The organism is Sphingobium indicum BiD32 (assembly GCF_000382885.1).
In the GTDB taxonomy this organism is placed as follows: Bacteria; Pseudomonadota; Alphaproteobacteria; order Sphingomonadales; family Sphingomonadaceae; genus Sphingobium; species Sphingobium japonicum_C.
Window position 1 is genome coordinate 1 of record NZ_CAVK010000024.1, and the last position, 25,328, is coordinate 25,328.

Below are 25,328 nucleotides of genomic sequence, written 5' to 3' on the forward strand. Positions count from 1 at the left end.
GACACCCCTCCACCACCAGCAAGCTGGCGGTCCCCCTCCCCTTAAAGGGGAGGATTTTGAAATCTTCTACGATCAGAAAATCGCGAGGAAATGGGCGCCGGAGCCACCGCTCCGACGCCCTTTTGCCTTCCCACAAACCCCCAATCAAAGTTCGTCGTTCAGATATTTCATGATCGTGTTCTGGAACTGGCGGATCTGGATTTCCTGATAATTGGCCAGTTGCACCTTGCCGTTGAGCGAGGCTTTGAGGCCCGTCTGGACATAGGGGAGGTTTTCCATATCCTGCTCGAACACGTCGCCCAATATGCCCAACTCCGGCGCTTCGGTCCATTTCTGGTCGACCGACAGAAACTTCATCGGCGGTGCCTTGGGGTGCGCCTGTCCCGGCGGCACGCGCGTCAGGACACGCACTTCCATCAGGCAATGGTCGACATCGTGCCAGGGCCGCCAGCGATAGACGATATTGGGCTGGAACCCGGCCCAGGGGCTGAAATTGGGAAAGACATTATAAAGCAGCGCGTCCATCATTTCCGCGTCGGACGCGAAGCTAACGTCATGGCCGAACATCGCGCTGGTCGTATCGCGCAGGGACGCGCCCAATGCCGCGCGCGCCGTCACGCCTTCGGGCACCTTGACGTTGTAACCGCCAGCCGCGGCTTCCTTGTCATCATAATTATCGGACGATCGGCCATTATATTTGACGAATTCGTCGACGATCCACTGTTCCGCCTTGCCCGCCGGATCGACATGGGGGGACATGGTGCCGAAAGGCGTGACCGTCAGGTTCACATAGTCACCATAGATATTGTACATCGAATTGGCGTCGCCGGTGAAGGGCAGCAATTGCGGATGGGTGACGACGGTGTGCCAGCTTTCCATGAAGGCCTCCATCACCACCTTCCAGTTGGCGGGAACGACCTTGCCCACCCACATGGCGGTCGCGCATTCCTCATGCCGCCAGCGCTGAAAATGCTCCGGCATGGGCGCGAGAAATTCCTCCAGCGTCGGGCCGTCAGCGGCTTCGCGGATGAAAATATAGCCGCCCCAGCGCCCTACGCTGATTTCCGGCAGCGCCATCTCCTCTTCCTTGAGGTGGGAGAAATCCCAGCGGCAGGGGATTTTCTTGATCGATCCATCATTATTCCAGGTGAACCCATGGAAGGGGCATTGCAGTTCGGCCGACCAGCCATCCCCGGTCTTGAGCTTGCGCCCACGATGCAAGCAGACATTGGCGAAGGCCCGAACCGTCCCGTCCTCCTGTCGGATAAGCAGGAAGGATTTGCCAACATTTTCATAGACGACATGGTCGCCAGCCTCGGGCAACTCCTCTTCGCGCGCGGCGAACTGCCAGGTGCGCGGCCACATTTTGCGATTTTCCGCGTCGAAAAATTCAGGTGCCGTATAGCGGCTGGCGGGGATCGGCTCCGACCCCAGATTCTCATATTCGTCGGTATAGAGAAATTCCGGCACTATGTTGGTGTCCGCGAGCATCAGGTCGCGAACGCTGGTGCCGGGGCAGCGCGGCAAGGGCGCGCCTTTGATCCGGGGGTCGCTTTCAGCCATTAGTTTCTCTCCTGCCATTCCGCCTGCTCTGCTGCGCGGGCCTAGCCGCGCACCGAAACCTTGGTCGTTCGTTCAAATATAGCGTCGCGATCATTGCGCGACCATCCCCCCGTCGACGACAAATTCGCAGCCGGTGATGTAGCGCGCATCATCGGACGCCAGAAATGCGACCATCGACCCGATGTCGGATGGTTCGCCCATCCGGCCCATTGGTATGGCGGCGACGATCTGGTCGAACACGTCCTTATTGTCCGCGATCGCGACCTTTTGCATGTCGGTCCAGATCATGCCGGGATGCACAGTATTGACGCGGATATTGTCGCGCGCCGTTTCCAGCGCGACCGATTTGGAAAAAAGCCGCACGCCGCCCTTACTGGCGGCATAGGCAGCAGTCCCCTGCACCCCGACCAACCCGGCGATGGAGGAGAGGTTGACGATCGACCCGCCATGACCCTGCGCCCGCATCTGGTCAACCGCGACTTTGGTGCCCAGATAGACGCTGTCCAGATTGACCGAAATCTGTTTATGCCAGTCGGCCGAGGTCATATCGCTCATCGCGCGCAGCACCGCGATACCCGCATTGTTGACAAGGATATCGATCTTGCCGAACGCCGCGACCACCGCGTCGATCAGCGCCGCCCAGCCTGCTTCGTCGGTGACGTCCTGCGCCATGGATTGGGCAGGAACCCCTTGCGCGCGCAATTCTTCGGCACGGGTGGCGACGGCAGCACTGTCCAGATCCGTGAGGTACAGGCTGGCCCCCTGCCCCGCCATTTTGAGCGCCGCGGCAAAGCCCAGTCCGTTCGCCGACGCCGCCCCCGTCACTACAGCTACCTTGCCCCTAAGGTCGATCATCATGCGCCAGAAATCCTCATCCGATAATTTGCATCGCAGAGTGACGCCTGTGCGGCGCGGTGCAACTAGCGCTAGTCAGAGTCCCCGACGTTCCGACGCGCGCTACCTATGACCTTATCGAGTTCCGGCACGGTCGCGCGCGCGCTATGCTGCGGCCAAAGCCATAGCGGCTTGGCATAGAGAGGGTATGGGATGGGCTATCATGACGTCATCCGCCAGGAAGCCGAAAAGATGCTGGAATTCGTCGAGACCGGCACGACCGACAGCGCGACCGACACGATGGAAGTCCCCGCATCCGCCTATACCGATCCTGCCTATTGCGCGCGGGAGAAGGCGGAAATCTTCATGAAGATGCCGCTGCTGGCCGCGCTGACCGCCGAAATGCCCCATCCGGGCGATTACAAGGCGATGGACCTGATGGGCAAACCGGTCCTCATCACCCGCAAGAGCGACGGAACGGTCGCCGCCATGCTGAACGTCTGCTCCCATCGTGGCATGATCCTGAAACCCGAAGGCCATGGCAATGCCAAACGCTTTTCCTGCCCTTATCATGCCTGGACCTACGCCAATGACGGCAAGCTGATCGGCGTGGCCGAACCGCAAAAATTCGGCCCCGTTTGCAAGGAAGAACGTGGCCTGACGCAATTGCCGGTGGCCGAAGCGGGCGGGGTGATATGGGTGTGCCTGACACCAGGGCTGGAGTTCGACATTACCGCGCATCTGGGCGGGATGCTGGACGACCTAAACGCCTATGATCTGGGCAGCTGGCATTTTTGCGGGTCGCGGCGGATTTACGGACCCAACTGGAAGATCGCCTATGACGGCTATCTGGAGGGCTATCATTTCGCCGCTGCCCACCCGACCACCATCCACCCGCGCAGTTTCAGCAATATCATGCACTTCACCGCCTTTGGTCCGCATATGCGCGTGGGATATCCGCAGGTGCGGATCAAGGAAGCATTGGGTGCAATCCCGCGTGCCGACTGGGGCGAGCATGAAAATGAAGGCTATGATTTCGTCCGCACCATCTTCCCCAATATCAGCATCTTCTTCGCGCCCGAAATCACCCAGGTCGCGCAACTCATTCCCGGCGACACGCCCGGCAGCAACACCACCAACCTGATGTTCATCCGCCGCCAGCCGCCAAGGGACGAGGCGGATGCGGCAGGCATAGAAGCGATGATGGACTGGCTGCGCGACGTCGTGAATGACGAGGATTATGCCGTCGGCCTACAGGTGCAGAAGGGGCTGGAGTCCGGTGCGATTCCTTCGGTGATCTTTGGCCGCAACGAGCGCGGGAACCAGTATTTCCACAAATATGTGGACTATCTCCAGCGCGCTGACCCGAATGAAGCGCCGCCTGAGTTGTGAGGCGGAGCTTATGTGAACGATCTGCTGTTACAACGTCGTCACACCCTCGTTCAGCCGCACCACCGTCTTGCCGGTCGTCTTGCCTGACATAAGATTGATGAAAGCGGCCGGGGCATTTTCGATGCCGGTGGTGACATTTTCCTGCGCGATCAAGGCACCCGACTTGATCCAGCCACCCAGTTGCGCCTCCGCTTCCGCCAGCATGTCGAGATGCTCATAGGCCAGGAAACCGCGCATGGTGACGCGGTTCACCAATATCTGCCACAGGTTGCGGATCGGGTAAGGATCATTGTGGTTATTGTAATTGGCCATCATGCCGCAGGTCACGATCCGCCCGAACGCCGCCATATTGGGCAGCATCGCGTCGAGGATGTGGCCGCCGACATTGTCGAAATAGACGCCGACCCCGTCGGGACAGGCCGCCTTGATCGCTGCGTCCAGATCCGGCGCTGCGCGATAGTCGATCGCCGCATCGATGCCGAACGTGCCGGTGACAAGCGCCGCCTTGTGCGTCGAACCGACGATGCCGACCGAGCGGCAACCGGACAATTTGGCGATCTGGCAGCCCACGCTGCCGACCGCACCTGCCGCCGCGCTCATCACCACCGTGTCCCCGGCCTGCATCTCGCCGATGCGCTTGAGGCCAACATAGGCAGTAATCCCCGACCAGCCGAGCGCGCCCATATAGGCGGTCAGCGGCACGGCTGGATCGACATGGACATTTTCGATCGCGAAGTTGGCGGGGTTGAGGATCGAATATTCCTCCCACCCGACAAAGCCGCGACCATAATCGCCCTCCTTGAAAGCCGGATTGCGCGACTGGACGACACGACCCAGCACCATGGTCGGGATCAGGCCGCCGATCGCCACGGCGGGCAGATAGCTGTCATCATTGGCATCCAGCATTCCGCGCACGGCGGGGTCGATGGCGAAAACATCATTCTGGATCAGGATTTCGCCCTCCTCCAGCGCCCGCAAAGGATTTTCGACCAGCGCGAAATTCTCTGGAACAGGTACACCGTGGGGACGCGAGGCAAGAACTATCTGGCGGTTGATCACGGCGTTTCTCCCCATGGGCTACGCCGCCCGCTATGCCCGGCCAGGTTGCCCCCTGACACTGGTGAAAGGTACAGCTTGGCGCGGACTTCCCAAGAAAAAGCGCGCGAAGCCTGTGGCCTCGCGCGCTTCAAGGTCGCGCTATGGGAGGGAAATTTCAGCGCGAAGCGAACTGGCGGCCCTTGGTCGCAATGGCCCAGCGCTGCGGCGTCGCGCCCGGCGCGCCTTCGCGCACGAAGCACTGGCCGCGCTGCGACTGGATGGTGCGGCACGCGGTCATCGCGTCGGTGCGGCTGGCAAAACCGCTGATGGCGAGGCGGTGATAGGGCTTGCCCTTGACCGTTGCCTGGCTGGTGAGGACCGGGAAGGCAGCGAGCGCGCCGTTGCGGCCCGCCATGCTCATCCATTTTTCCTTGGCAATGGCGGCGGTGTCATAGGCGCCAAGCTGGACAACCCAGTTGCTGGCACCGGTGCCGACCGGCTTGATGAATGCCGCCTGCTGCATCCCCGCGACCGGCGCGGATGGCGATGCGACAGCGATCTGCGCCTTGGCACGCGCTTTCGCCGCGACAGGCTTCGCCCTGTGATCCTCGATAATGAAGTCGCGGGCAGCGACGCGAGTCGGCATGGGCCGGGCGATTGGCGCGGGTTCGATGACAGGTGCCGCAGCCGGTTCGACCATCGCGACCTGCACCGGGGCTTCGGGCTGGGCTTCTGGCAATGGAGCGAGATCGGGCGACGCGGCGGCCATTTCGACCGGTGCCGTGGCAGCAGGTGCCAGCGCCAGAGCGACCGGCTGGCCCGCATCGCCTGCATCAATCGTCACGCCCATCAGCGCAGCGACGCGCTGTGGCGCGGCGGAGGGTTCGGCGATCTGCGCCCAGTCGGAAATGCGCTTGTTGGCGGCCAGCGGATCGAGATCCATGCCCACGATCATGCGCGCGTCCTTCCAGCGACCGGCGAGCGCATAGGCATAGGCCAGATTTTGGCGCGTGCGAGCGGTGGCGGATGGATCATGGATCGCTTGGGACAGGATGCGCACGCCTTCCGGCGCATCACCGGCCATCGCCATCGCCAGGCCATAATCCCCGGCGGGAACGGTATCGGCATGGGCCAGCAGCAGACTGCGGGCAGTGTCCGCACGACCCTGCGCCACATGCACCAGCGCCAGGCTGACGATCGTGCGCGCGTCATTATTGCCCAACGTCATGGCGTCGGCCAGCGCGGCTTGCGCCGATGCGAAACGACCGGCCAGCACATAGGCCCGGCCCAATATCTGGCGATAGGCGGCGTTCTGCGGCGCGAGCAGCACCGCTGCCTCCGCGGCCTGAACCGCCTTGTCACCATCACGGTCGGCCAGCGCCTTTTCAGCGGCGATGGCGAGCTTGGTCGGGTTGCCCTTTTGCTGGACAGCCGATGCGGAGGGACGAAAGGCCGCCCCGGTGCAGCCAACCATCGTCGTGGCGACGAGCAGCGAGGAAATCGCCGCCTTTCCGAATGTGTTGCGCTTCATAGTCCTACCCACCCTTCATTCACTGGTTGCCGCGCATGTGCGGCAACTGCTGTGTCAGCCGGTCAATTTCCGGCAGGCTGTTGAGAAAATTGTCGAGAGATTCCGTGACGATCTGCTGCGCCGAACGACCGGTGATCGCGCAAGCCAGACGCAGCTTGAGATGGCGATCGGCATCGATCCGCAACGTGAAGGCAGCCTTGCGGCCGGCCGTGGCTTTCGCCTTGCGGGGGGCGGGCTTGCCAGCCATGCGTTCGGCCAGTTCCTCCCGCTCGATAACAACCGGCGGCACTGGCGCTGCGACGGGAAGCGTTGTCGGCATCGGGGTCAGGCCGATCGCGACCGGCTGCTCATCCATCGGCAACGGCGCGGGTTCAACGTCGAAGCCCATGTCGTTCCAGCCCAGATCATCCTGCTGCACGGCAGCGCCAGCAACTCGGCCAAAGCCGAGCATGGGGCGGCGCATGGCGGGCTGGGCCGCGCCCTTGCGGGCGAGCAGGCCGGACGTGAGTGAAGCGAGGGGTTTGGGTTCTGCCATGATGCGTCCTCCCCCTTACTGGCCGATCACGCGGCGGCCGAAGCCCCCGCCGACCGGACGGGTTGCAACGGTGCCGACGCTGCCCTGCGGCACGGAAAAGACCGTGCGGCGGAAATTTTTTTCGAGCCGGTCGGAGATGTAAGACCATAGCGCCACGACCTCCGCTGCCGAACGCCCCTTTGGATCGACCTCCATCACGGTACGCCCATCGATCATGGAGGCTGCGAAATCGGTGCGGTGGTGCAGCGTGATCGGGGCGACCGTGCCATGCTGTGACAGGGCAACGGCGGCTTCCGACGTGATCCGCGCCTTGGGCGTTGCGCCGTTGACGACGAAGATCAGCGGCTTGCCGGCGCGCTCACACAGATCGACGGTCGCGCCCACAGCGCGCAGGTCATGCGGGCTTGGGCGGGTCGGCACGACGATGAGTTCGGCGACGGAAATGACGCTCTGAATCGCCATGGTGATGGCAGGCGGGGTGTCGATGACGGCCAGCTTGAAGCCCTGCTGCCGCAATATTTCGAGATCGGCGGCGAGCCGCGCCACAGTGGTCTGGGCGAATGCAGGCAGTTCCGCCTCCCGCTCATTCCACCAGTCGGCCAGCGACCCCTGCGGATCGATGTCGATCAGCACGACCGGGCCGGCACCGGCGATCTGCGCCTGCACGGCCAGATGGCCCGACAAGGTGGTCTTGCCCGATCCGCCCTTCTGCGATGCCAAAGCCAAAATCCGCACGCAAATCCCCCCAGAAAATCCAGTTCCGTCTGGGATTGCCACGACCGCGCCTAAAATTCAGTTAATGGGCGGGGAAGTTTGATTGACGAAAGGTCAACAGGGTTAAGTCCATTTCAAGCATGATGTGCTCGTGATAATCAGACATTAACCTTGTTTCATCATAGCCGCTGCAAATCTATTGGCGCAGGAGCATGTGCATATGAAGCGTATCTGGGGAGCTGTGGCTGTCGGCGCCATGATGGGCATCGCGGCGCCAGCAGTGGCCGACGTAAAGACCGGCGTGGATGCTTGGCAGCAGGGCGATTATGCCAAGGCGATCGGCGAATGGCGGCCGCTGGCGCAAAGCGGCGATCCAGACGCGCAATTCAATCTGGGGCAGGCCTATAAGCTGGGCCGGGGCGTCCAGCCGGACCTGAACGCCGCGATGGACTGGTATCGCAAGGCTGCGGCGCAAGGGCATTTGCGCGCGGAGGATAATCTGGGGCTGTTGATGTTCCAGCAGGGCGACCGGGCGGGGGCGATGCCCTATCTCCAGCGCGCGTCCGTGCGGGGCGAACCGCGCGCGCAATATATTGTCGGCACGGCGCTGTTCAACGGCGACTTGATCGGCAAGGACTGGGTGCGCGCCTATGCGCTGATGACCCGCGCCTCCACATCAGGCCTCGCGCAGGCGACCACCAGCCTGGAGCAGATGGACAAATATATCCCCGAAGATCAGCGCAAGCAGGGTCTGGCGCTGGCAGCGACACTGGAACAGTCGGAAAAGGGCGGCGCGCTGGCATCGGCCAGTCCCGCGCCTGTCCGTTCTACGCCGTCCAGCGTGCGGACGACAGAACTGCCGCCATCGACCATCGCTCAACCGGTGGCCGCGCCACCCGCGCCCAAGCCGGTTCCGGTCAAGCCCAAGCCAGCGCCGCAGGTTGCGGCGGCCAAGCCCAAGCCGACACCACCAGCGCCCCGCCCCGCCAGCAGCGTGCCAGCGCCCGCCGCATCGGGGGGATGGCGCGTACAGTTGGGCGCATTTGGCGAGGAAGGCCGCGCTCGCGGTCTGTGGGGCCAGTTGACTGGCAAGGTGAGCGGCCTGTCTGCCTATCAGCCCTATCTGGTCAAGGCAGGCGCGGTGACGCGCTTGCAGGCCGGACCGGTTGCCAGCAGCGACGATGCCAGCCGTCTGTGCAGCCGGATCAAGGCGGCGGGCGCGGACTGTATTCCCAAGAAGATGTGACGATCAGGCCGCCTTGGCCTGATCCACTATCCAGTCGCGAAACTGGCTGAGCGCCGGATGCTCCTGTGCGTCCACCGGGCGGGCGAGATAATAGGCCTGGTCGCTCGACAATGGCCGGGCGAACGGAATGACGAGGCTCCCCGACTCCAGTTCCGGCCGGATCAGGAAGCTGGGGATCAGCGCCACCCCTGCACCCGCCGCCGCGGCCTGCGCCAGCATCAGAAAATGTTCAAAAGCGGGAGCGGGCGGAAGCGTCCCTGCCTCCACCCCTGCCGCCGCGAACCAGCGTGACCAGGCGTCACGCCGCGAACTCTGGCTGAACAAGGGGGCCGCCAGCAGATCGGCGGGCTGCCGCAGCGGATGTGTGGCCAGCCAGCCGGGCGCGCAGACCGGCACGGCTTCTTCGCGAAATAGAAAATCCATCGTCGCGCCGGGCCATTCGTCGGGCGTGCCGAAATGGATGGCAGCGTCAAATTCCTCCTGCGCGAAATCGAACGGCTGTGATCGGGCGGCGAAATCGACCACAAGCTGGGGGTGCAACGCGCTCAGATGCGGCAGGCGCGGCGCGAGCCAGCGCATCCCGAAACTGGGCAGGGTCGCGATCCGCAGCGCCGTCGGCGATCGTCGCGTTGCCATGCGCGAGGTCGCTCGGCGAATGCGATCGAGCGCAGGCAGCAACTCATCGGCATAGGCTTGACCCGCATCATTGAGCCGCACCCGTCGCCCGACCCGGTCGAACAGCGGGGTTTGCAACCACGCCTCCAGTTGCGCGATCTGGCGGCTGACCGCGCTCTGGGTCAGCCCGATCGCCTCCCCCGCGCGAGAGAAACCGCCATGGCGCACCGCCGCCTCGAAACTGGTCAGCGCGGTCATGGACGGCAGCCATTTGCGATCCTCATCCATTCCATTCTCGCATCAATAGATGACAGCTCGCCATTTTGAAGGCGCAGCATAAGATGAGATAACGGCGCTGTCACCAGGAGCCACCTATGTCGAATGAGAATGATGGTCATGTCGTTGCGCTGACACTGGCTACGCTGGGGGAAGCGGCAGGACGCCGCACGCTGGACGCACTCGCGATTGACCCTGTTCTGTTGGCAGAGCGTGGCACCACGGTGTCGCGCGCGGCCTTTGCGATGGCGATGAACGTCGCCCTGTTCGATGACCTGCTGAAGCGGGTAGCGACCGGTGCGGCCTATGTTGCCGACAAGGGCGCACGAGGCGATCGGGTAATGTTCGACCATGGCGCTTTGCGGGCCATCCGCTTGCCGGATGGGCCGACCGGCGCATTGCCCGGCGGGCAGGACGCCTTCACCCGCATCCTGCTGCCACTGGGCTACGCAATGGCGGCTATCTATCCGCTCGACCGGCTGCGCATGACCGGGCGCGCCTATGCCCATGTCGACAGGCCGGACGTGATCCCGCAATTCTTCCTGTCCGAACTGCATGTCGACCGGTTCGATGCTGAATTTGGTGCGGTCGCCGCGCGAATATTCGGCACATCGCGCGACCCGCTGGGTGACGCAGAACAAGCGGTGCTGGCGCACTATGGCGCGGGCGAGGCAGTGACGCTGGACGCCGCTGTCGCGGCATTGCCGGGGATTGTCGCCGCCTTCGACCGGCAGCATGAGATGCCAAGCTTTGCCGATTATCAATTGCTGCTGTCCCGATCCAACGAGGCCGCCTGGATCGCGACCGAGGGTAATGCCTTCAACCATGCGACCGACCGGGTGGCCGATGTCGCCGCGCTGGCGGAGCGACTGAGGGCGGACGGCCAGCCGATCAAGGAGCGGCTGGAGATTTCCGCGACCGGCCGCGTGCGCCAGACCGCTTTCCGCGCCGATAGTGTGGAGCGACTGTTCGGCGATGGCGAATTGCGCGACGTGCCCGGCTCCTTCTACGAATTTATCAGCCGGGACATCGATCCGGCGACGGGCAGGCTGGACCTGGCGTTCGACACCGGCAACGCGACCGGCATTTTCGCCATGACAAGCGCGGGAGCATGAACATGGTGTTGCAATCCTTCGATCCTGCCTCGCGCGAACTAGTCTGGGAAGGACCGGTCGCTGATGCCACCGCGTGCAACCGGGCGATTGCCGCGGCGCGCGCCGCCCTGCCCGGCTGGCGGGCGCTGGCGGTGGAGGATCGGGTCGCGATCGCGCGGCGCTATGCGCTGGTGCTGGGCGAACGACGAGCGGCGCTGTCCGAGCTTATTTCGCGCGAGACGGGCAAATTGCTCTGGGAAAGCGACGCCGAAATCGGGTCGATGATCGCCAAGGTCGATGTGTCGATCGCCGCCCATGCCGAACGTACCGGGGAACGGGCCACCGCCATGAATTTTGGCCGGGCGGTGCTGCGCCATCGCGGCCATGGCGTGATGGCGGTGCTGGGTCCGTATAATTTCCCCGGCCATTTGCCCAACGGCCATATCGTCCCGGCCCTGATCGCGGGCAATGCGGTGGTGTTCAAGCCGTCGGAGATTGCGCCTGCCACTGGCGCGGCGATGGCCGATGCATGGGCGGCGGCGGGATTGCCCGACGGCTTGCTGGGCGTCGTGCAGGGTGGCCGGGCAACCGGCGAAGCACTGGTCGCGGGCAATGTTGACGGGCTGTTATTTACCGGCTCGGCCGGCGCTGGCGCGGCCTTGCGGCGCGCGCTGGTGGACCGGCCTCATGTCATCATGGCGCTGGAACTGGGCGGCAATAATCCGCTGATCGCCTGGGACAGCCCGGATCAAGCCGCATCGATCATCATCAATTCCGCCTTCATCACCACCGGCCAGCGCTGTTCCTGCGCGCGGCGGCTGATCGTGCCAATGGGTGCAGTGGGCGACCAGATCGTCGAGGCCGTCGAGGCGCTGGCGGCGCGGCTGCCGATCGCAGCGTGGAACGAGTCGGGAGACGCCTTCATGGGACCGCTGGTGTCGGATCAGGCCGCCGCGACCGCGCATCGCGCTGTCAGCGATCTGATCGCGCGCGGGGCGCGGGTGATCCGGCCCTTCAGGGGCCTTGAAGGCCGCAGCGCCGCCTTCGTCACCCCCGGCCTCATTGACATGACCGGCATCGACAGCCCCGATGCGGAAATTTTCGCTCCCTTGCTGTCGGTGATCCGGGTGCCGGATTTCGATGCCGCGATTCACGCCGCCAACGCCACCGCCTTTGGCCTGTCCGCCGGGCTGATCTCGCAGGACGCAGCACAGTGGGACCAGATGGTGGAGGAAAGCCGCGCAGGCGTAGTCAACCGCAACCGGCCAACCACTGGCGCGGCGGGCAACATGCCCTTTGGCGGCCTTGGCGCATCAGGGAATCACCGGCCTAGCGCCTATTACGCCGCCGATTATTGCGCCTATCCGATCGCCAGTTTCGAGGCGGACGCTGTGCAGGCCGTCCCGGTCAACGGGCTGGGCTGAAGCGCCGTCATAACCCTAACCGCGCCCAGAAGTCATCCGGCGCGATCAGGGCGCTGTCGTCACGCGACCGGTCATGCCGCGACCAGCTGCTATGGGGAATGGTCACGCGCGGCACCGTTTCCGTGGGGCGCGACTGGCGGGGACGGGCGGTTTTACTGGTCATCGTTTTCTCCTTGCATCAAGGGAACACGAAACCGGGCGTTGACGCTTTGGCACCGTGCGCTTTAGCCGTTGGTGACGCGGAGCAAGCTGATCCTTCAAAAGCCGCGAAGCATGATGCTTGCCATTTTATCTAGCGATTGAGTTGGGAATGTCGAAATAGCTTTGCTTGGGGGATATAGGGCGCTGGCTTTGGCCTTCGCCCGATCAACCGAAGCGATGCAGGGCGCAGAGCTTGTTGCCATAGGGATCGCGCAGATAGGCAAGATAAAGTTTGCCAAAGCTCGCTTCGCGGATGCCCGGCGGATCTTCGCAGGGCGTGCCGCCTGCCGCGACACCCGCGGCGTGCCAGGCGTCGGTCTGTTCGGGCGAGGCCATAGTAAAGCCAATCGTTCCGCCATTGGCGCAACTGGCCGACTGGCCATCAATCGGCCTGGTCACCATGAATAGCGCGCCATCGTGCATGTATATCAGGCGCCCCCGATCATCGGTGAAGGATGGTTTGCCACCGATCGCCTGAAACAGCGCGTCGTAAAACACCTTGGCGCGATCAATATCGTCGGCACCGACCATGACGTGGCTGAACATGAAAATACCTTTGGGTGAGATCAGCGATGAGCCGACTATCGCCATGCGCCGGACACACGGAAAGAGCCAGTCACGCCAGCCCGGCCCGCACCACTCCAATATCCTGGAGTCAGAAGATCGTGCTGTAGAGGAACCAGCCGACGATCAGCAGGCTCGACACGATGCAGATACGATCACCAAAGACGTCAATACGAGACATCGAGAACATCCTTCCACCAAGGGCGATCTTCGTCGCCTCGAAGGAAAGATTACATCAGTTTTTACCGTGCGGAAACAGCAAAATTGCGATGAAGCCGCTCATGACCGCGATGGACCGCATTTCGCGGCTGTTGAACGGCTGTTTCAGTCACCCCTTTGCCGGGATTAGCGAAATGCCGGGCCACGATGGCGAAGGAAAGAATCGGTTGCCTCCTGTGGCCCGCGATAGGCTTCCTGAAATTCGGCGCTCCAATATTTGAGGTCGTCCAGATCGATTCGCGCGCCGGACACGGCGCACAGGACAAACTGCCCCGGCCGCACGACATCGAAATGCGGCGTGTCATAATGCAGTACCGCCAGCCCCTGAATATCCGCCATCAATCGCCCGTCAGTATCCGGTCGACCAGTTGCTTGACGGTCGGGACGAAGCCATTGGAGTAGAAGGGGTCCTGCTTGAATTTGTAGGCGCCATGGCCTGCAAACACCAGATTATCGTCCAGGTCACCGCCATGGACGGCTTCCTGCAATGCCTTCTGGATGCAGAAGCTGCGCGGATCGGCCAAACGGCCGGTCGAGTTGGTTTCGCTATCCATCCAGCTGGAGAAAGCGCATTGGCTCAGGCAGCCCATGCAGTCGGTCTGATCCTTGCGGATGACCGCGCGTTCCTCGTCACCAACGAACACCAGCGTATTGTCAGGCGTCTTGAGCGCCGAAGTGAAGCCCTGCCCAAACCATTCGCGGGCGCGGTTAAGGTCGCCCAGCGTCACCCAGAAATGCTTGCCCTTCACGCCCACGTCGAGCTGATGGGTATGGTCGCCCGCCTGTTCGGTGCTGAACGCGATTTGCCGTTCCGAGCGCGCTTCCAGGCTCCGCAGGAACGGGTTACGGACCGCCGAGCTGTAGAAACCGGTGGGCGAAAAACGGTGGAGCAGAATGTCGCCGGGGTTGAGCTGGGTCAGCAACTCCTTCCACGCCTGCGGGATCGGGCTTTCCTGCGTCAGCAGTGGACGGGTGCCGAACTGGAAAGCGATGGCCCCCAGTTCGGGATTGTCGATCCAGTCGTTCCAGTCCTTGAGCGCCCAGACACCGCCAGCCATGACGATCGGCACATCATCCGAAATGCCGCCTTCGCGCATGGTCGCGCGCAGGTCGCGAACGCGGGGGTAAGGATCTTGTGGCATTTTGGGGTCTTCGGCGTTGGACAGGCCGTTATGGCCGCCCGCCAGCCAGGGATCTTCATAGACCACCGCCGCCAGCCATTCCGCCGCCTTGGAATAGGCCCGCTTCCATAGCGCGCGAAAGGCGCGGCCGGAGGATACGATGGGCAGATAGCTGACATTGTAGGACGCCGCAATCTCGGACAGCTTATAGGGCATACCCGCGCCACAGGTGACGCCAGCGACCATGCCTTTGGTCCTTTCAAGGACGCCGTGAAGCACGCGCTGTGCGCCGCCCATTTCCCACAGGACGTTGATGTTGATGGCGCCCTTGCCCCCGGCAATTTCATAGGCGCGCTTCACCTGTTCGACCGCGCCGTCAATGGCGTAGGCGACCAGTTCTTCATGGCGGTCGCGGCGGGTGCGGCCGTGATAGATTTGGGGGATGACATTGCCGAAACTGTCATAGCTGTCGGCATTGACTGCCGACACCGTACCAATGCCACCAGCCGCCGCCCAGGCGCCCGAACTGGCATGGTTGGACACCGCAACGCCCTTGCCGCCCTCGACCAGCGGCCAGACTTCACGGCCACCATAGACGATAGGCTTCAACCCCTTGAACAACGACATCTCCCGCGAAAAAGCGACACCGGACCCGACCGGGCAAAGGCCACTCTTATAGCAGCCTTTGCAGTGATTGACGAATTTCCGCGCGCCTTAGCGCAAAATGTCGGGGCTGGCCAGTGCCTCCCCGTACAGCTTGGCATAAGCGTCGACCATCACCTGTTCGGCATAGTCGCGGACGGCGCGGTGGCGATTGGCGGCCCCCAACCGGGCGCGCAGGTCCGGGTCGGCGGCGAGTATGCCGAGCGCGGCTGCAAGGCCCGCTTCATCGGACATGACGAAGGCGCGATTCTCCGGCGCGACCATATTGATGACGTCGCCCACATCCATCGATGCGACCGGAACGCCCGCCGCCATCGCCTCGACCAGCGAGATCGGGAACTGTTCGCTGTCGGACGAAAGCGCGAAAATGTCGAACAGGCCGACGAAGCGCCAGGGCCGGTCCATGAAGCCCGCCATATGGAGATCGTCGAGGCCATGGGCGGCAGCTTCCGCCAGGATGGCATCGCGTTCCGGCCCCTCCCCTACCACCACCAATTGCAACCGGCCACGGTGCGCCGCGACGGCGCGGACCAGGCGTGGGATATTCTTGACCGGGCGCAATCCCGCCAGCGTGCCGACCAGCAGCTTGCCGGGCGACCGGCGCAGACCGGGAATGGCGTCGGACGCAGGCGGGTCGGCATAACGGGCGGTGTCGATGCCGTTGCGGATCAGATGGACCTTGGCAGCGGGCTGTTTCCAGACCTGCAGGGCGATGCTCTCCAGCCGGACCGAGGGGACGACCAGCGCGCTGGCGCGGCCAAGGGCCAGGCGGCGGTAGATGTTGCGCTGGGGCTTGAGACCAGTGGCTTCATCGGCATTGAAACCATCTTCATGATGGATGAGCGGAGGCATGGCCGACACTGAGCTGGACAATCTGTGCGCCATCGCGGCGTCCATCGCGCCCCAATTGTAGGTAAGAATTAAATCATGTTTTTTCAAAAAGTTAGCTATGTCGCGAAATCGCCCTACCCCCGGCCTTCCGGCGAATGGCGGGGACGCGGGAAAGTCCACCCTGACCGCCGGGTCGATCGCAGTGCGGGCGCCCAGCGCGTCCCGATCCGCGCTGACAATGCTATGCCGCGCCTTGTCACCCCATATGTTCATCAGGCGGATGGCGCGCGCTTCCTTCCCGCCCAGGGTGAAGCTGCCATGGACGTGGAGGATGTGTGGCGGTTCAGCCATGCAGGACGCGGGTCAGCAACCGGTCGATCGCGACGATGCTTTCCGGCTCGTCCAGCGCGGGGGCATGGCCCACACCGGGCACGGTTACCAGTTCCGCCTTTGCACCGATGTCGGCCACCATGTGCTGCGCCGTCTGTGCGCTCAGCAGGTCGGATCGTTCGCCGCGCAGCAGCAGGGTGGGAATATCGCGGAACGCAGCCATGACCGGCCACATATCGACGCCCGCTTCGCTCCCCATGGCGCGGATCGGTTCGGCGATGCGCATGTCATAGTCCAGCACGATCCGGCCCGCGCTGTTCAGGCGATAGAGGCGCTTGGCCATGGCCAGCCATTGTTCGAGATCATAGGCGGGATAGACGTCACGATTGGCCTCCTCCAGCGCGCGGGCGGCGTGAACCCAGCTGGGGTGCGACTGATTGACGCCGACATAGCTGCGGATGCGCGCCAGCCCCGCTTCGTCCAGCACCGGGCCGACATCGTTAAGCAGCGCGCCCGCCAGCCATTCTCGATGGGTCGCCGCGACCAGCATGGTGATGACCCCGCCCAGCGATGTGCCCACCGCGACGAAACGGGTGATGGCAAGATCGGCCAGTAACCGACTGATATCCTGCAAATAGGTAAGCGGCACATAGGTCATCGGGTCTTTGGCCTGCGCACTTTCGGCGCGGCCCCGCATGTCCGGGCAGATCAGCCGCCACTCGCCCGCCAGCCGCGCGGCCATCGGCTCGAAATCGCGGGCGTTGCGGGTCAGGCCCGGCAGGCACAGCAAGGGCGGACGGCCATCATGCCCGCCGGCATAATCCCTATAATGCAGCCGCAGCCCATCGGGGGACCACCAATATCCGTCGCTATAGTCGACCAAGCTTGATCCTTCGGGTGTCGCTCCCCCATATCGCCATATGGACCATATCCCGCAAGCCGCCAAATTTCGCCCCGCCCGTCAAATCGACGCGCTGATGCCCGATATCGCCGATCCGGTCAGCGCAGCGAACTTTCCGCAGACGATCCTGCGCTTCCGTAACGACCGGGCGGCGGCGAGCGTCGGACTGGACGGGCTGAGTGATGAACAATGGATCGCACATTTCGGGCGGTTCGCGCCGCTGGAGGGATCGCTGCCCCGGCCGCTGGCGTTGAAATATCATGGCCACCAGTTCCGCCATTATAATCCCGATATTGGCGACGGGCGCGGCTTCCTGTTTGCGCAACTGCGCGATGATACGGGGCGCCTGATGGACCTGGGCACCAAGGGATCGGGCCAGACACCCTATAGCCGTTTTGGCGACGGACGACTGACGCTGAAGGGCGGGATGCGCGAGATATTGGCGACCGAGATGCTGGAGGCGCTGGGCGTGCCGACATCGCGCACCTTTTCCATCATCGAGACCGGCGAGGCGCTGGAGCGCAATGACGAGCCGTCACCCACGCGCGGCGCGGCGATGGTGCGCCTGTCCCATTCGCATATCCGCATCGGTAGCTTCCAGCGGGCGGCCTTTCTTGAGGATAGGGCGTTGCTGGAGCGGCTGACCGACTATGCGCTGACGCATCTTTATGACGCAGAACCGGGCGACAATCCACCCGCGCAACTGCTGGGCCGGGTGGTTGAGCGGACGGCAGATCTGGCGGCGAGCTATATGGTCGCGGGGTTCGTGCATGGGGTGCTGAACAGCGACAATATCAACGTGACCGGCGAGAGTTTCGACTATGGGCCGTGGCGCTTTACGCCCCTGTGGGACGCAGGCTTTACCGCCGCCTATTTCGACCATCAGGGGCTGTATGCGTTCGGGCGACAGGCCGAGGCGATCCACTGGGACGTGGCGCAACTCGCGGTATCGCTGCGCGCGCTGGTGGAGGCGGAACCGCTGATCGCGCAACTGGAGCGGTTTCCGGCGCTTTATGGCGAGACCATGGCGCGGCGCTTCTGCTGGCGGCTGGGGGTCGTGCCGGGGGACGGCGTCAACGCGATGGTCGAGGCGGCGGTGCGGGGCATGGTGACGACCGGAACCGGGATCGACCGCTTTTTCCATGACTGGCGTGGCGGGATGATGCGCGAAGGCGCGGATTATAGCGACGCGGCCTGGGGGGCATTTCGTGAGACTGTGGCAGGGTTTGCCCCTGTGCCAGGCGCGCGGGATCATGACTATTGGACGGACGAAGTGCCCTGCTCGATGTATATTGACGAGGTCGAGGCGATCTGGGGTGCGATTGCGGAGATGGATGATTGGGGACCGCTGCACGCGAAGGTCGCGGCGGTGCGGCGGATGGGGGCGGCGTATGGCGACGCGACAGCCTAGGCAGAAAAAGACGGTCGATTGCTGGATCATCGGCTTGATCGTCGGTACCGGCTTGCTCGCTATCGCCCTGGGACGCCTGGCGGATTATGTAGCGAGCCGACTGCGGCCTGACGGCGTCGAACAGCATGATATTGATTGATAGCTGTTTCCTTAACCAATTTCTGCCATAGATCACGCCAAATGGTCGCACCGCTTACATCCCATGAACCCGCCACCGGCGTCCTGCTCTGGCAGGGCGAGGCGGGGGATGTGGCGGCGGAGGTTGCGCGGGCGCGGGCGGCGTGGCCGCGCTGGGCGGCGCAACCGATCACCTACCGGATCGAGACGCTGCGGCGCTTCGTCAATGTCGTGCGACGGAACGAGGATGCGCTGGCCGATCTTATCGCGCGCGAAACCGGCAAGCCGCTATGGGATGCGCGCGCCGAAGTGGCAGGCGTGATGGCCAAGGTGGATATTTCGGTCGCGGCCTATTCCGAACGGACGGGGCAGAGGCGGCTGGAGGCGGCACTGGGTGCGCGACAGTCGGTGCGGCACAAGCCCCATGGCGTGATGGCGGTGCTGGGCCCGTATAATTTCCCCGCCCATCTGCCCAACGGGCATATCGTTCCCGCGCTGCTGGCGGGCAATGCGGTGGTGTTCAAACCGTCGGAAAAAACCCCGGCGGTAGGCGAAATGCTGGTCAATCTCTATCATGAGGCCGGCGTGCCGATCGAGGCGATGCGGCTGTTGCTGGGCGGGCCGGACGCGGGCAAGGCGCTGGCGGCGCATCCCGATGTCGGCGGCATATTATTCACAGGGTCCGCGCAGACCGGCATCGCGATCAACCGGCAATTCGCCGCGCAGCCATCCAAGATATTGGCGCTGGAGATGGGCGGCAACAACCCCATCGTCGTGTGGGATACGCCGGAAATCAACGCCGCCGCCGTGCTGGTGGTGCAATCGGCCTTCCTGTCGAGCGGTCAGCGCTGCACGGCCGCCAGCCGCCTGATCGTGAAAGACAGCATCGCCGACGCCTTCATTGCGGAGGTCAAGAAACTGGCCGACCGGCTGATTGTCGATCACCCCCATGCCGACCCGACCCCCTATATGGGTCCGGTGATTGACAATCCGACCGCTGACGGGCTGACCGAGAGTTTCCTGTGGCTGATGAGCAATGGCGGCAAGCCGATCAAGCATATGGTGCGGCCCAAAAAAGGCCTGCCCTTCGTCAGTCCCGCGATCATCGACGTCACCGCCATGGCCGAGCGGCCCGATGTCGAGTTGTTCGGGCCATTGCTGCAGGTGATCCGCGTCGCTGAATTTGGCGATGCGATCGCGGAGGCCAATAATAGCCGCTACGGCCTGTCCGCCTCGCTGATCGGGGGTACGCCCGACCAGTATAACCAGTTCTGGGCCAATGTGCGCGCAGGCGTCATCAACTGGAACCGGCCGACCAACGGCGCATCATCCTCCGCGCCGTTCGGGGGGGTCGGCATTTCAGGCAATCACCGGCCAAGCGCCTATTATGCCGCGGACTATTGCGCCTATCCGGTGGTATCGGCGGAAATCGAGCAACCGCGCGCATCGATCGGCGTGGGCTTGAAGGACATTGATGTCAGCGCCATGGGCGAGTGAAGCCCCGCACCGGACAAGATTTCCTAACCCCCTGCATACCCATTCTGAATTGAACTTCGCCTGCACCTTGTCCACATGGCAAGCATGGCTGACCCTGTATCTGATCCCGTTCAACCCGCTACCGTACATCTGGTGGGCGCGGGTCCGGGCGACCCGGAATTGCTGACGATCAAGGCGGTGCGCCTGATCCGTGACGCGCGGCTGATCGTGCATGACGGGCTGGTGTCGGACGAAATTCTCGCGCTGGCATCGCCGCAAGCGGAACTGATCAGCGTTGCCAAGCAGCGCAGCCGCCACTCGATGCCGCAGGACGCAATCAACGCGCTGCTGGTGCGTTTTGCACTGGCGGGCGAGTCGGTGGTGCGGCTGAAGGGCGGCGATCCGTTCATTTTCGGGCGTGGCGGCGAGGAAATGGAAGCGTGCCGCGCGGCGGGCGTGCCGGTGGAGATCGTACCCGGCGTCAGCGCGGCGATCGGCAGCGCGGCGCAGGCACAATTGCCGCTGACCCATCGCGACGCATCGAGCGCGGTGACTTTCGTGGCGGGCCAGTGCAAGGGGCTGACCGAACAGGACTGGTCGGGGCTTGCGGGCCACGGGCGCACGCTGGTCATCTATATGGGCGTGGCGACGGCGGCGCAGATTGCCGACAAGCTGATCGCCGATGGCGTGTCGCCCGCCCTCCCGGTCGCGGTGCTGGAAAATGGCACACGGGCGGATATGCGGACGCTGCGCACCTTGCTTGCCGACCTTGGCGACATGGTGGAACGGGAGGCGGTGGTCAGCCCGGCGCTGATCATCGTAGGTGAAGTGGCGCGCTATGCGCTGGCACGCGATGTGCTGGCGGGATGGGCGCAAAGACAGGATATTGGGGCGGAGATGCGTTCGTGAAGATTTTGACGGGTAATGATCTGGCATCGGGCGACGTCATCTGGTGGGCGGGTGATGGCTGGTCGCGGCAGGTGAGCGATGCGGCCGATGTCGGCACGCATGGCGACGAACTGGCCCGCGCGGAGGAAGCCGCGCTGCGGGTCGTGGGTGCCTATGTGATCGACGCGACCCTTGACGAGGACGGCGTCCGCCCGGCGCATATCAAGGACCGTATCCGCGCGTTCGGCCCGACCGTGCGCCCCGACCTTGTCGAACAACCAACCGAAGCCGACATCGGCAAGTGGGTGATCTGAACCATGTATCGTTATGACAGCTACGACCAGGCCATCGTCGACGCCCGCGTCGAGGAATTTCGCGACCAGACCCAGCGCCGCCTGAGCGGTGCGCTGACCGAGGACCAGTTCAAGCCGCTGAGGCTGATGAACGGCCTCTACCTTCAGCTACACGCCTATATGCTGCGCGTCGCCATCCCCTACGGCACGCTGTCAGCCAAGCAGATGCGCAAGCTGGGCGAGATTGCGGGCAAATATGACAAGGGCTATGGCCACTTCACCACGCGCCAGAACCTGCAATATAACTGGATCAAGCTGGCCGACGCGCCCGACATCCTCGCCGAACTGGCGACGGTGGAAATGCACGCGATCCAGACGTCGGGCAATTGCATCCGCAATATCTCGTCCGACCAATATGCCGGTGTCAGCGCCGACGAAGTGGCGGACCCCCGCCCCTGGGCCGAATTGCTGCGCCAATGGTCGAGCTTCCACCCGGAATTCACCTATCTGCCGCGCAAGTTCAAGATTGCGGTGATCGCCAGCGACGATGATCGCGCGGCGATGCGGCTGCATGACATCGGGCTGAAACTGGTCGAGCCCGACGGTGTGGTTGGCGCGGAAGTCTATGCCGGTGGTGGCATGGGACGCACGCCGATGGTTGCGCCGCTTATCAGGGACTTTGTGGCCGAAGATGAGATCATCTCTTATCTGGAAGCCTGCCTGCGCGTTTATAATCGCTATGGCCGCCGCGACAATAAGTACAAGGCGCGGATCAAGATCCTGGTCCACGAGATCGGCGTCGAGGAATATAGGCGGCAGGTCGAGGAAGAGTTTGCGCATATGCGCGAACTGGGCCTCAACCCGCCAACCCAGGAACTCGCCCGCATCCGCACCTTCTTCGCCGCGCCTGCTTATGAAAGCGGCCTGAGCGACGAGATCGACCGCAGCAACCCGGCCTTCGCCTTGTGGGTCGACCGGCAGGTCGCGGCGCACAAGGTGCCCGGCTATGCGATCGTCAATATCAGCCTGAAGCCGATCGATGGCATCCCCGGCGATGCGTCGGCCGAGCAGATCGCGCTGGCGGCGGATCTGGCCGAAGCCTATTCGTTCGACGAACTGCGCGTCACCCATGCGCAAAATCTGGTGCTGCCGCATGTGAAGAAGGCGGACCTGTACACTATCTGGCAAAAGCTGGTCGCGGCGGGACTGGCGGAGGCCAATCTGGACCTGATCACCGACATCATCGCCTGCCCTGGCCTCGACTATTGCGCGCTCGCCAATGCGCGGTCGATTCCCCTGGCCCAGAAGATCGCGGCGCGCTTTGCCGATGCGGAGCGGCAGGCGGATCTGGGCGAATTGAAGCTCAAGATTTCCGGCTGCATCAATGCCTGCGGCCATCATCATGCCGGGCATATCGGCATATTGGGCGTGGACCGGAAGGGCGTGGAGAATTTCCAGCTGCTGCTGGGCGGATCGGGCGCGGAAGATGCGTCGCTGGGCCAGATCACTGGCCCCGGCTTTTCCGAAGATGGCGTGGTCGATGCGATCGAAAAGGTCACCGACATTTATCTCGCCGAGCGGGAGAACGGCGAACGCTTCCTCGACACCTATCGCCGCATCGGCATGAAGCCCTTCAAGGAGGCGATCTATGGTTGAATTTCTCTCCTTCCGCGACGGCGAATCCGCGCAGGAACCCGCCGTGACGGTCGAATCCTTCACCGGCCAGTCCAACGCCACCGCCGTTCGCATCGAACCGGGCGAAGATGCCCGCGAATTGCTGCCCCATCTGGATCGCATCTCGCTGATCGAGGTGAATTTCCCAGGTTTTGGCGACGGGCGCGGCTATTCGGCTGCGCGGATCGTGCGCGAAGCGGGCTATACCGGCGAATTGCGCGCGGTGGGCGATGTGCTGGTCGATCAGATCGTCGCCATGCGCCGCTGCGGCTTTGACAGCTTCCATCCCGCCAAGGCGCTGGATGATGCTGCCGTCGATCGCGCACTCAACCGCTATGATGACGTCTATCAAAAGGCGATCGACGGCCGCGTGCCTATTTGGGCCAAGCGGCACCCGGAGACACAGAATGGCTGAAGCCGCCCGCACGCTCGACATCATCGATGCCCGTCCCGCCTTTACCCAAGGCGATGCGGACGCGCTCAACGCGCGGTTTGAGGATGTGGGCACGCTGGATATGCTCAAGACGGTCTTTGCCGAAGGGCTGGCGGGCAACGTCGCTGTCGTCTCCTCGTTCGGGACCGAAAGTGCGGTGCTCCTGCATCTGGTGGCGCAGGCGGACCCGACCGTGCCGGTGATCTTCGTCGATACGCTCAAGATGTTCGCCGAAACCTTGACCTATCGCGACACGCTGATCGACAGCTTCGGTTTCACCGACAGCCGCACCGTGACGCCAATTGCCGATGTGATCGCAAGGAAGGACGAGACTGGCCTGCGCTGGTCCTATGATCCCGATGGCTGCTGCGAAATTCGCAAGGTCGAACCGTTGAAGCGCGCCAAGGATGGGCTGGACGCCTGGATTTCCGGTCGCAAGGCGTTCCAGTCGGTAACGCGGCAGAACCTGCCCCGTTTCGAGGTCGAGGATGGACGGCTCAAGATCAACCCGCTGGGTGACTGGACCAAGGATGATCTGGAGGCCTATTTCGCTGATCACGACCTGCCCCGCCATCCGCTCGAAGCGCAGGGCTATCTCTCGATCGGCTGCGAACCCTGCACGTCTAAGGTGCTGCCGGGCGAAGACCCGCGCGCTGGCCGCTGGCGCGGCTGGGACAAGGTGGAATGCGGCATCCATTCACCGGTCACGCCGATCCCCGTGATCGACCCGGAAGATCCGGCGAACATGCCGGTATTCTGATCGGCAGGAGAGCGATTACCGCCAGACGCGGCGACGCTCTCCCCCTCATTTGCGCGCACCCCTAAGAATCGCGGTGGATCATTCCTATATGCCGTTTTCGGCATATGGCCGGGGCGGCCTCGCTTCGACCTGAACCCCCTATGCCGGTCGAACATCCCGTTTCGATGATTTTCCAAAAGGCTGGAAACACCTGCACCGCATGGGTCACTCGATCGATGCGCGTCTGATGGAGTGTGCCCTGCATGATTGCCTATCTCATCCTTGTCCACCGTTTCCCTGAACAGTTTAAGCGGATGTTCCGCGCCATATATGTGCCGGGCAATCATTATCTGATCCATGTCGATCATCGATCAGGGGCAGCGATGCAGGCGGATGTCGCCGCCTTCCTGAAACCCTATGCCAATGCCGCGATGCTGCCGTCTCGCAAGATGTTGTGGGGCGGATACAGCCTGGTTGATGCCGAACTGCGCGGCATGGCCAAGCTGCTGGAGATGGGCACGGACTGGCGTTACTTCATCAACTTGAGTGGGCAGGATTTCCCCTTGAAGTCGCAGGCCTATATCGCCGACTATCTGGCGCAGCATGACGGGACCGAATTCATCCGCGCCGTGCCGCAACAGGCGGTCCGCCCGGACACGATGAACCGGCTGAGCCATTATTTCGTCGAAGCGTTCAACCGGATCGTGCGCACTGGCATCCCGCGACGTCGCATGGCCGGGATCACCCCCTATATTGGCACCCAGTGGAAGGCGGTTACTCGCGATTTCTGCGCTTTTGTCTGTCGCGATCCCGCCGCGCTGCGATTCAAGAATTTCTATCGCCGTACCCTGATTGCCGATGAGGGCTTTTTTCAGACGGTGATGATGAACGCCTTTGCGCCCGCTAAACAGGTCAATGACGATCTGCGCACGATCGACTGGATTCCCGATGGTGACATCAAGTTGCGCCCCCGAACGTTCGTGACCCGTGACGCGCTGCGACTCACGCTCAGCCCGGATCTGTTCGCGCGCAAATTCGATGCGCAGGAGGATAGCCATATCCTCGATCTGCTGGAGGCGCATTTGCTGATGGCTGCCGCCATAACGCTGCCCAAGCAGGCCGAACCGCACGCAACAATATTACAAGCCTCTGGACGGATCGCATCAGCGGCTTAAGAGTCTCCCTCATTCAAGGATAAGGGAGAC

The 25,328-nt window shown here is 63.2% G+C and carries 25 protein-coding genes; 12 read left to right on the forward strand and 13 right to left on the reverse strand.

The genetic code is table 11. From position 1 onward, the window contains the following. Positions 1-144 precede the first annotated feature (144 nt). Positions 145-1,563 (reverse strand): aromatic ring-hydroxylating oxygenase subunit alpha, encoded by a 1,419-nt coding sequence (locus EBBID32_RS02320; protein WP_006949973.1) that lies wholly within the window; start codon positions 1,561-1,563, stop codon positions 145-147. Positions 1,564-1,653: 90 nt separating this feature from the next. After that, a complete protein-coding gene (locus EBBID32_RS02325) occupies positions 1,654-2,421 on the reverse strand; it encodes an SDR family NAD(P)-dependent oxidoreductase (protein WP_006949975.1) in 768 nt (255 codons plus the stop codon). 189 nt (positions 2,422-2,610) lie between these two features. On the opposite strand from EBBID32_RS02325, the gene EBBID32_RS02330 reads away from it, so the two are divergent. Then, entirely contained in the window at positions 2,611-3,789 is a 1,179-nt protein-coding gene (locus EBBID32_RS02330; RefSeq protein ID WP_006949977.1) for an aromatic ring-hydroxylating oxygenase subunit alpha, read from the forward strand. 27 nt (positions 3,790-3,816) lie between these two features. On the opposite strand, the gene EBBID32_RS02335 is transcribed toward EBBID32_RS02330, so the two are convergent. The 4 genes from EBBID32_RS02335 to EBBID32_RS02350 form a co-directional block, all read right to left on the reverse strand. Then, entirely contained in the window at positions 3,817-4,848 is a 1,032-nt protein-coding gene (locus tag EBBID32_RS02335) for an NADP-dependent oxidoreductase (protein WP_006949978.1), read from the reverse strand. Positions 4,849-5,002: 154 nt separating this feature from the next. Beyond that, positions 5,003-6,358 (reverse strand): SPOR domain-containing protein, encoded by a 1,356-nt coding sequence (locus EBBID32_RS02340; protein WP_006949980.1) that lies wholly within the window; start codon positions 6,356-6,358, stop codon positions 5,003-5,005. A gap of 19 nt (positions 6,359-6,377) precedes the next feature. Continuing rightward, positions 6,378-6,893 (reverse strand): hypothetical protein, encoded by a 516-nt coding sequence (locus EBBID32_RS02345; protein WP_006949982.1) that lies wholly within the window; start codon positions 6,891-6,893, stop codon positions 6,378-6,380. 15 nt (positions 6,894-6,908) lie between these two features. Next, positions 6,909-7,628 carry a ParA family protein gene (locus tag EBBID32_RS02350; protein WP_006949984.1) on the reverse strand — a complete coding sequence of 240 codons (720 nt, stop codon included), beginning with the start codon at positions 7,626-7,628 and terminating at the stop codon, positions 6,909-6,911. Between the two features lie 199 nt (positions 7,629-7,827). Here EBBID32_RS02350 and EBBID32_RS02355 point away from each other — a divergent pair, with 199 nt between their 5' ends. Continuing rightward, positions 7,828-8,853, forward strand: a complete 1,026-nt coding sequence (locus EBBID32_RS02355) for an SPOR domain-containing protein (RefSeq protein WP_006949986.1) — start codon at positions 7,828-7,830, stop codon at positions 8,851-8,853. 3 nt (positions 8,854-8,856) lie between these two features. Here EBBID32_RS02355 and EBBID32_RS02360 read toward each other — a convergent pair whose 3' ends face one another. After that, a complete protein-coding gene (locus EBBID32_RS02360) occupies positions 8,857-9,756 on the reverse strand; it encodes a LysR substrate-binding domain-containing protein (RefSeq protein WP_006949989.1) in 900 nt (299 codons plus the stop codon). Between the two features lie 86 nt (positions 9,757-9,842). On the opposite strand from EBBID32_RS02360, the gene EBBID32_RS02365 reads away from it, so the two are divergent. Further along, positions 9,843-10,859 carry a 2-oxoadipate dioxygenase/decarboxylase family protein gene (locus EBBID32_RS02365; protein ID WP_006949991.1) on the forward strand — a complete coding sequence of 339 codons (1,017 nt, stop codon included), beginning with the start codon at positions 9,843-9,845 and terminating at the stop codon, positions 10,857-10,859. A gap of 2 nt (positions 10,860-10,861) precedes the next feature. Beyond that, positions 10,862-12,262, forward strand: coding sequence for a succinylglutamate-semialdehyde dehydrogenase (astD, locus tag EBBID32_RS02370; RefSeq protein WP_006949993.1), 1,401 nt, complete (start codon positions 10,862-10,864; stop codon positions 12,260-12,262). Positions 12,263-12,269: 7 nt separating this feature from the next. Here astD (EBBID32_RS02370) and EBBID32_RS24395 read toward each other — a convergent pair whose 3' ends face one another. The 6 genes from EBBID32_RS24395 to EBBID32_RS02395 form a co-directional block, all read right to left on the reverse strand. Next, positions 12,270-12,425, reverse strand: a complete 156-nt coding sequence (locus EBBID32_RS24395) for a hypothetical protein (protein WP_006949994.1) — start codon at positions 12,423-12,425, stop codon at positions 12,270-12,272. Between the two features lie 203 nt (positions 12,426-12,628). After that, the gene (locus tag EBBID32_RS02375) at positions 12,629-13,009 is read right to left on the reverse strand and encodes a VOC family protein (protein ID WP_037488343.1); all 381 of its coding nucleotides are present in this window, start codon (positions 13,007-13,009) and stop codon (positions 12,629-12,631) included. Between the two features lie 363 nt (positions 13,010-13,372). Then, positions 13,373-13,585: a DUF2093 domain-containing protein gene (locus EBBID32_RS02380; RefSeq protein ID WP_006949998.1), complete on the reverse strand. Its 213-nt coding sequence runs from the start codon at positions 13,583-13,585 to the stop codon at positions 13,373-13,375. Then, positions 13,585-14,988 carry an NAD(P)H-dependent flavin oxidoreductase gene (locus tag EBBID32_RS02385; protein WP_006950005.1) on the reverse strand — a complete coding sequence of 468 codons (1,404 nt, stop codon included), beginning with the start codon at positions 14,986-14,988 and terminating at the stop codon, positions 13,585-13,587. Before EBBID32_RS02385 ends, EBBID32_RS02380 begins: the two co-directional genes overlap by 1 nt. A 93-nt stretch (positions 14,989-15,081) precedes the next feature. Further along, positions 15,082-16,212 carry a glycosyltransferase gene (locus EBBID32_RS02390; RefSeq protein WP_006950007.1) on the reverse strand — a complete coding sequence of 377 codons (1,131 nt, stop codon included), beginning with the start codon at positions 16,210-16,212 and terminating at the stop codon, positions 15,082-15,084. Further along, positions 16,205-17,074, reverse strand: a complete 870-nt coding sequence (locus EBBID32_RS02395) for an alpha/beta fold hydrolase (RefSeq protein WP_006950008.1) — start codon at positions 17,072-17,074, stop codon at positions 16,205-16,207. The genes EBBID32_RS02390 and EBBID32_RS02395 overlap by 8 nt, the downstream gene beginning before the upstream one ends. A 37-nt stretch (positions 17,075-17,111) precedes the next feature. Here EBBID32_RS02395 and EBBID32_RS02400 point away from each other — a divergent pair, with 37 nt between their 5' ends. The 8 genes from EBBID32_RS02400 (at position 17,112) to EBBID32_RS02435 (ending at position 25,298) form a co-directional block, all read left to right on the forward strand. Continuing rightward, entirely contained in the window at positions 17,112-18,503 is a 1,392-nt protein-coding gene (locus EBBID32_RS02400) for a protein adenylyltransferase SelO family protein (RefSeq protein ID WP_006950013.1), read from the forward strand. 180 nt (positions 18,504-18,683) lie between these two features. Beyond that, positions 18,684-20,117: a succinylglutamate-semialdehyde dehydrogenase gene (astD, locus tag EBBID32_RS02405; protein ID WP_006950016.1), complete on the forward strand. Its 1,434-nt coding sequence runs from the start codon at positions 18,684-18,686 to the stop codon at positions 20,115-20,117. A gap of 75 nt (positions 20,118-20,192) precedes the next feature. Further along, a complete protein-coding gene (cobA, locus tag EBBID32_RS02410) occupies positions 20,193-21,005 on the forward strand; it encodes a uroporphyrinogen-III C-methyltransferase (protein ID WP_440590953.1) in 813 nt (270 codons plus the stop codon). Then, complete coding sequence (locus EBBID32_RS02415; RefSeq protein WP_006950018.1) at positions 21,002-21,298, forward strand: DUF2849 domain-containing protein; 297 nt, start codon at positions 21,002-21,004, stop codon at positions 21,296-21,298. Before cobA ends, EBBID32_RS02415 begins: the two co-directional genes overlap by 4 nt. 3 nt (positions 21,299-21,301) lie before the next feature. Beyond that, entirely contained in the window at positions 21,302-22,933 is a 1,632-nt protein-coding gene (locus tag EBBID32_RS02420) for a nitrite/sulfite reductase (RefSeq protein WP_006950020.1), read from the forward strand. Continuing rightward, entirely contained in the window at positions 22,926-23,366 is a 441-nt protein-coding gene (locus tag EBBID32_RS02425; protein WP_006950022.1) for a DUF934 domain-containing protein, read from the forward strand. The genes EBBID32_RS02420 and EBBID32_RS02425 overlap by 8 nt, the downstream gene beginning before the upstream one ends. Further along, positions 23,359-24,144 (forward strand): phosphoadenylyl-sulfate reductase, encoded by a 786-nt coding sequence (locus tag EBBID32_RS02430; RefSeq protein ID WP_006950023.1) that lies wholly within the window; start codon positions 23,359-23,361, stop codon positions 24,142-24,144. Before EBBID32_RS02425 ends, EBBID32_RS02430 begins: the two co-directional genes overlap by 8 nt. A gap of 242 nt (positions 24,145-24,386) precedes the next feature. Continuing rightward, positions 24,387-25,298, forward strand: a complete 912-nt coding sequence (locus EBBID32_RS02435) for a beta-1,6-N-acetylglucosaminyltransferase (protein WP_006950024.1) — start codon at positions 24,387-24,389, stop codon at positions 25,296-25,298. The last annotated feature ends 30 nt before the right edge of the window (positions 25,299-25,328 follow it).

Coding starts and splice junctions, on each gene's coding strand:
- cobA (WP_440590953.1), top strand. CDS start 20,193: ATGGCAAGCATGGCTGACCCTGTATCTGATCCCGTTCAACCCGCTACC.
- EBBID32_RS02365 (WP_006949991.1), top strand. CDS start 9,843: ATGTCGAATGAGAATGATGGTCATGTCGTTGCGCTGACACTGGCTACG.
- EBBID32_RS02430 (WP_006950023.1), top strand. CDS start 23,359: ATGGCTGAAGCCGCCCGCACGCTCGACATCATCGATGCCCGTCCCGCC.
- EBBID32_RS02355 (WP_006949986.1), top strand. CDS start 7,828: ATGAAGCGTATCTGGGGAGCTGTGGCTGTCGGCGCCATGATGGGCATC.
- EBBID32_RS02375 (WP_037488343.1), bottom strand. CDS start 13,009: ATGTTCAGCCACGTCATGGTCGGTGCCGACGATATTGATCGCGCCAAG.
- EBBID32_RS24395 (WP_006949994.1), bottom strand. CDS start 12,425: ATGACCAGTAAAACCGCCCGTCCCCGCCAGTCGCGCCCCACGGAAACG.
- EBBID32_RS02400 (WP_006950013.1), top strand. CDS start 17,112: ATGGACCATATCCCGCAAGCCGCCAAATTTCGCCCCGCCCGTCAAATC.
- EBBID32_RS02380 (WP_006949998.1), bottom strand. CDS start 13,585: ATGGCGGATATTCAGGGGCTGGCGGTACTGCATTATGACACGCCGCAT.
- EBBID32_RS02360 (WP_006949989.1), bottom strand. CDS start 9,756: ATGGATGAGGATCGCAAATGGCTGCCGTCCATGACCGCGCTGACCAGT.
- astD (WP_006949993.1), top strand. CDS start 10,862: ATGGTGTTGCAATCCTTCGATCCTGCCTCGCGCGAACTAGTCTGGGAA.
- EBBID32_RS02345 (WP_006949982.1), bottom strand. CDS start 6,893: ATGGCAGAACCCAAACCCCTCGCTTCACTCACGTCCGGCCTGCTCGCC.
- EBBID32_RS02420 (WP_006950020.1), top strand. CDS start 21,302: ATGTATCGTTATGACAGCTACGACCAGGCCATCGTCGACGCCCGCGTC.
- EBBID32_RS02390 (WP_006950007.1), bottom strand. CDS start 16,212: ATGGCTGAACCGCCACACATCCTCCACGTCCATGGCAGCTTCACCCTG.
- EBBID32_RS02325 (WP_006949975.1), bottom strand. CDS start 2,421: ATGATGATCGACCTTAGGGGCAAGGTAGCTGTAGTGACGGGGGCGGCG.
- EBBID32_RS02330 (WP_006949977.1), top strand. CDS start 2,611: ATGGGCTATCATGACGTCATCCGCCAGGAAGCCGAAAAGATGCTGGAA.
- EBBID32_RS02425 (WP_006950022.1), top strand. CDS start 22,926: ATGGTTGAATTTCTCTCCTTCCGCGACGGCGAATCCGCGCAGGAACCC.
- astD (WP_006950016.1), top strand. CDS start 18,684: ATGGTCGCACCGCTTACATCCCATGAACCCGCCACCGGCGTCCTGCTC.
- EBBID32_RS02435 (WP_006950024.1), top strand. CDS start 24,387: ATGATTGCCTATCTCATCCTTGTCCACCGTTTCCCTGAACAGTTTAAG.
- EBBID32_RS02340 (WP_006949980.1), bottom strand. CDS start 6,358: ATGAAGCGCAACACATTCGGAAAGGCGGCGATTTCCTCGCTGCTCGTC.
- EBBID32_RS02320 (WP_006949973.1), bottom strand. CDS start 1,563: ATGGCTGAAAGCGACCCCCGGATCAAAGGCGCGCCCTTGCCGCGCTGC.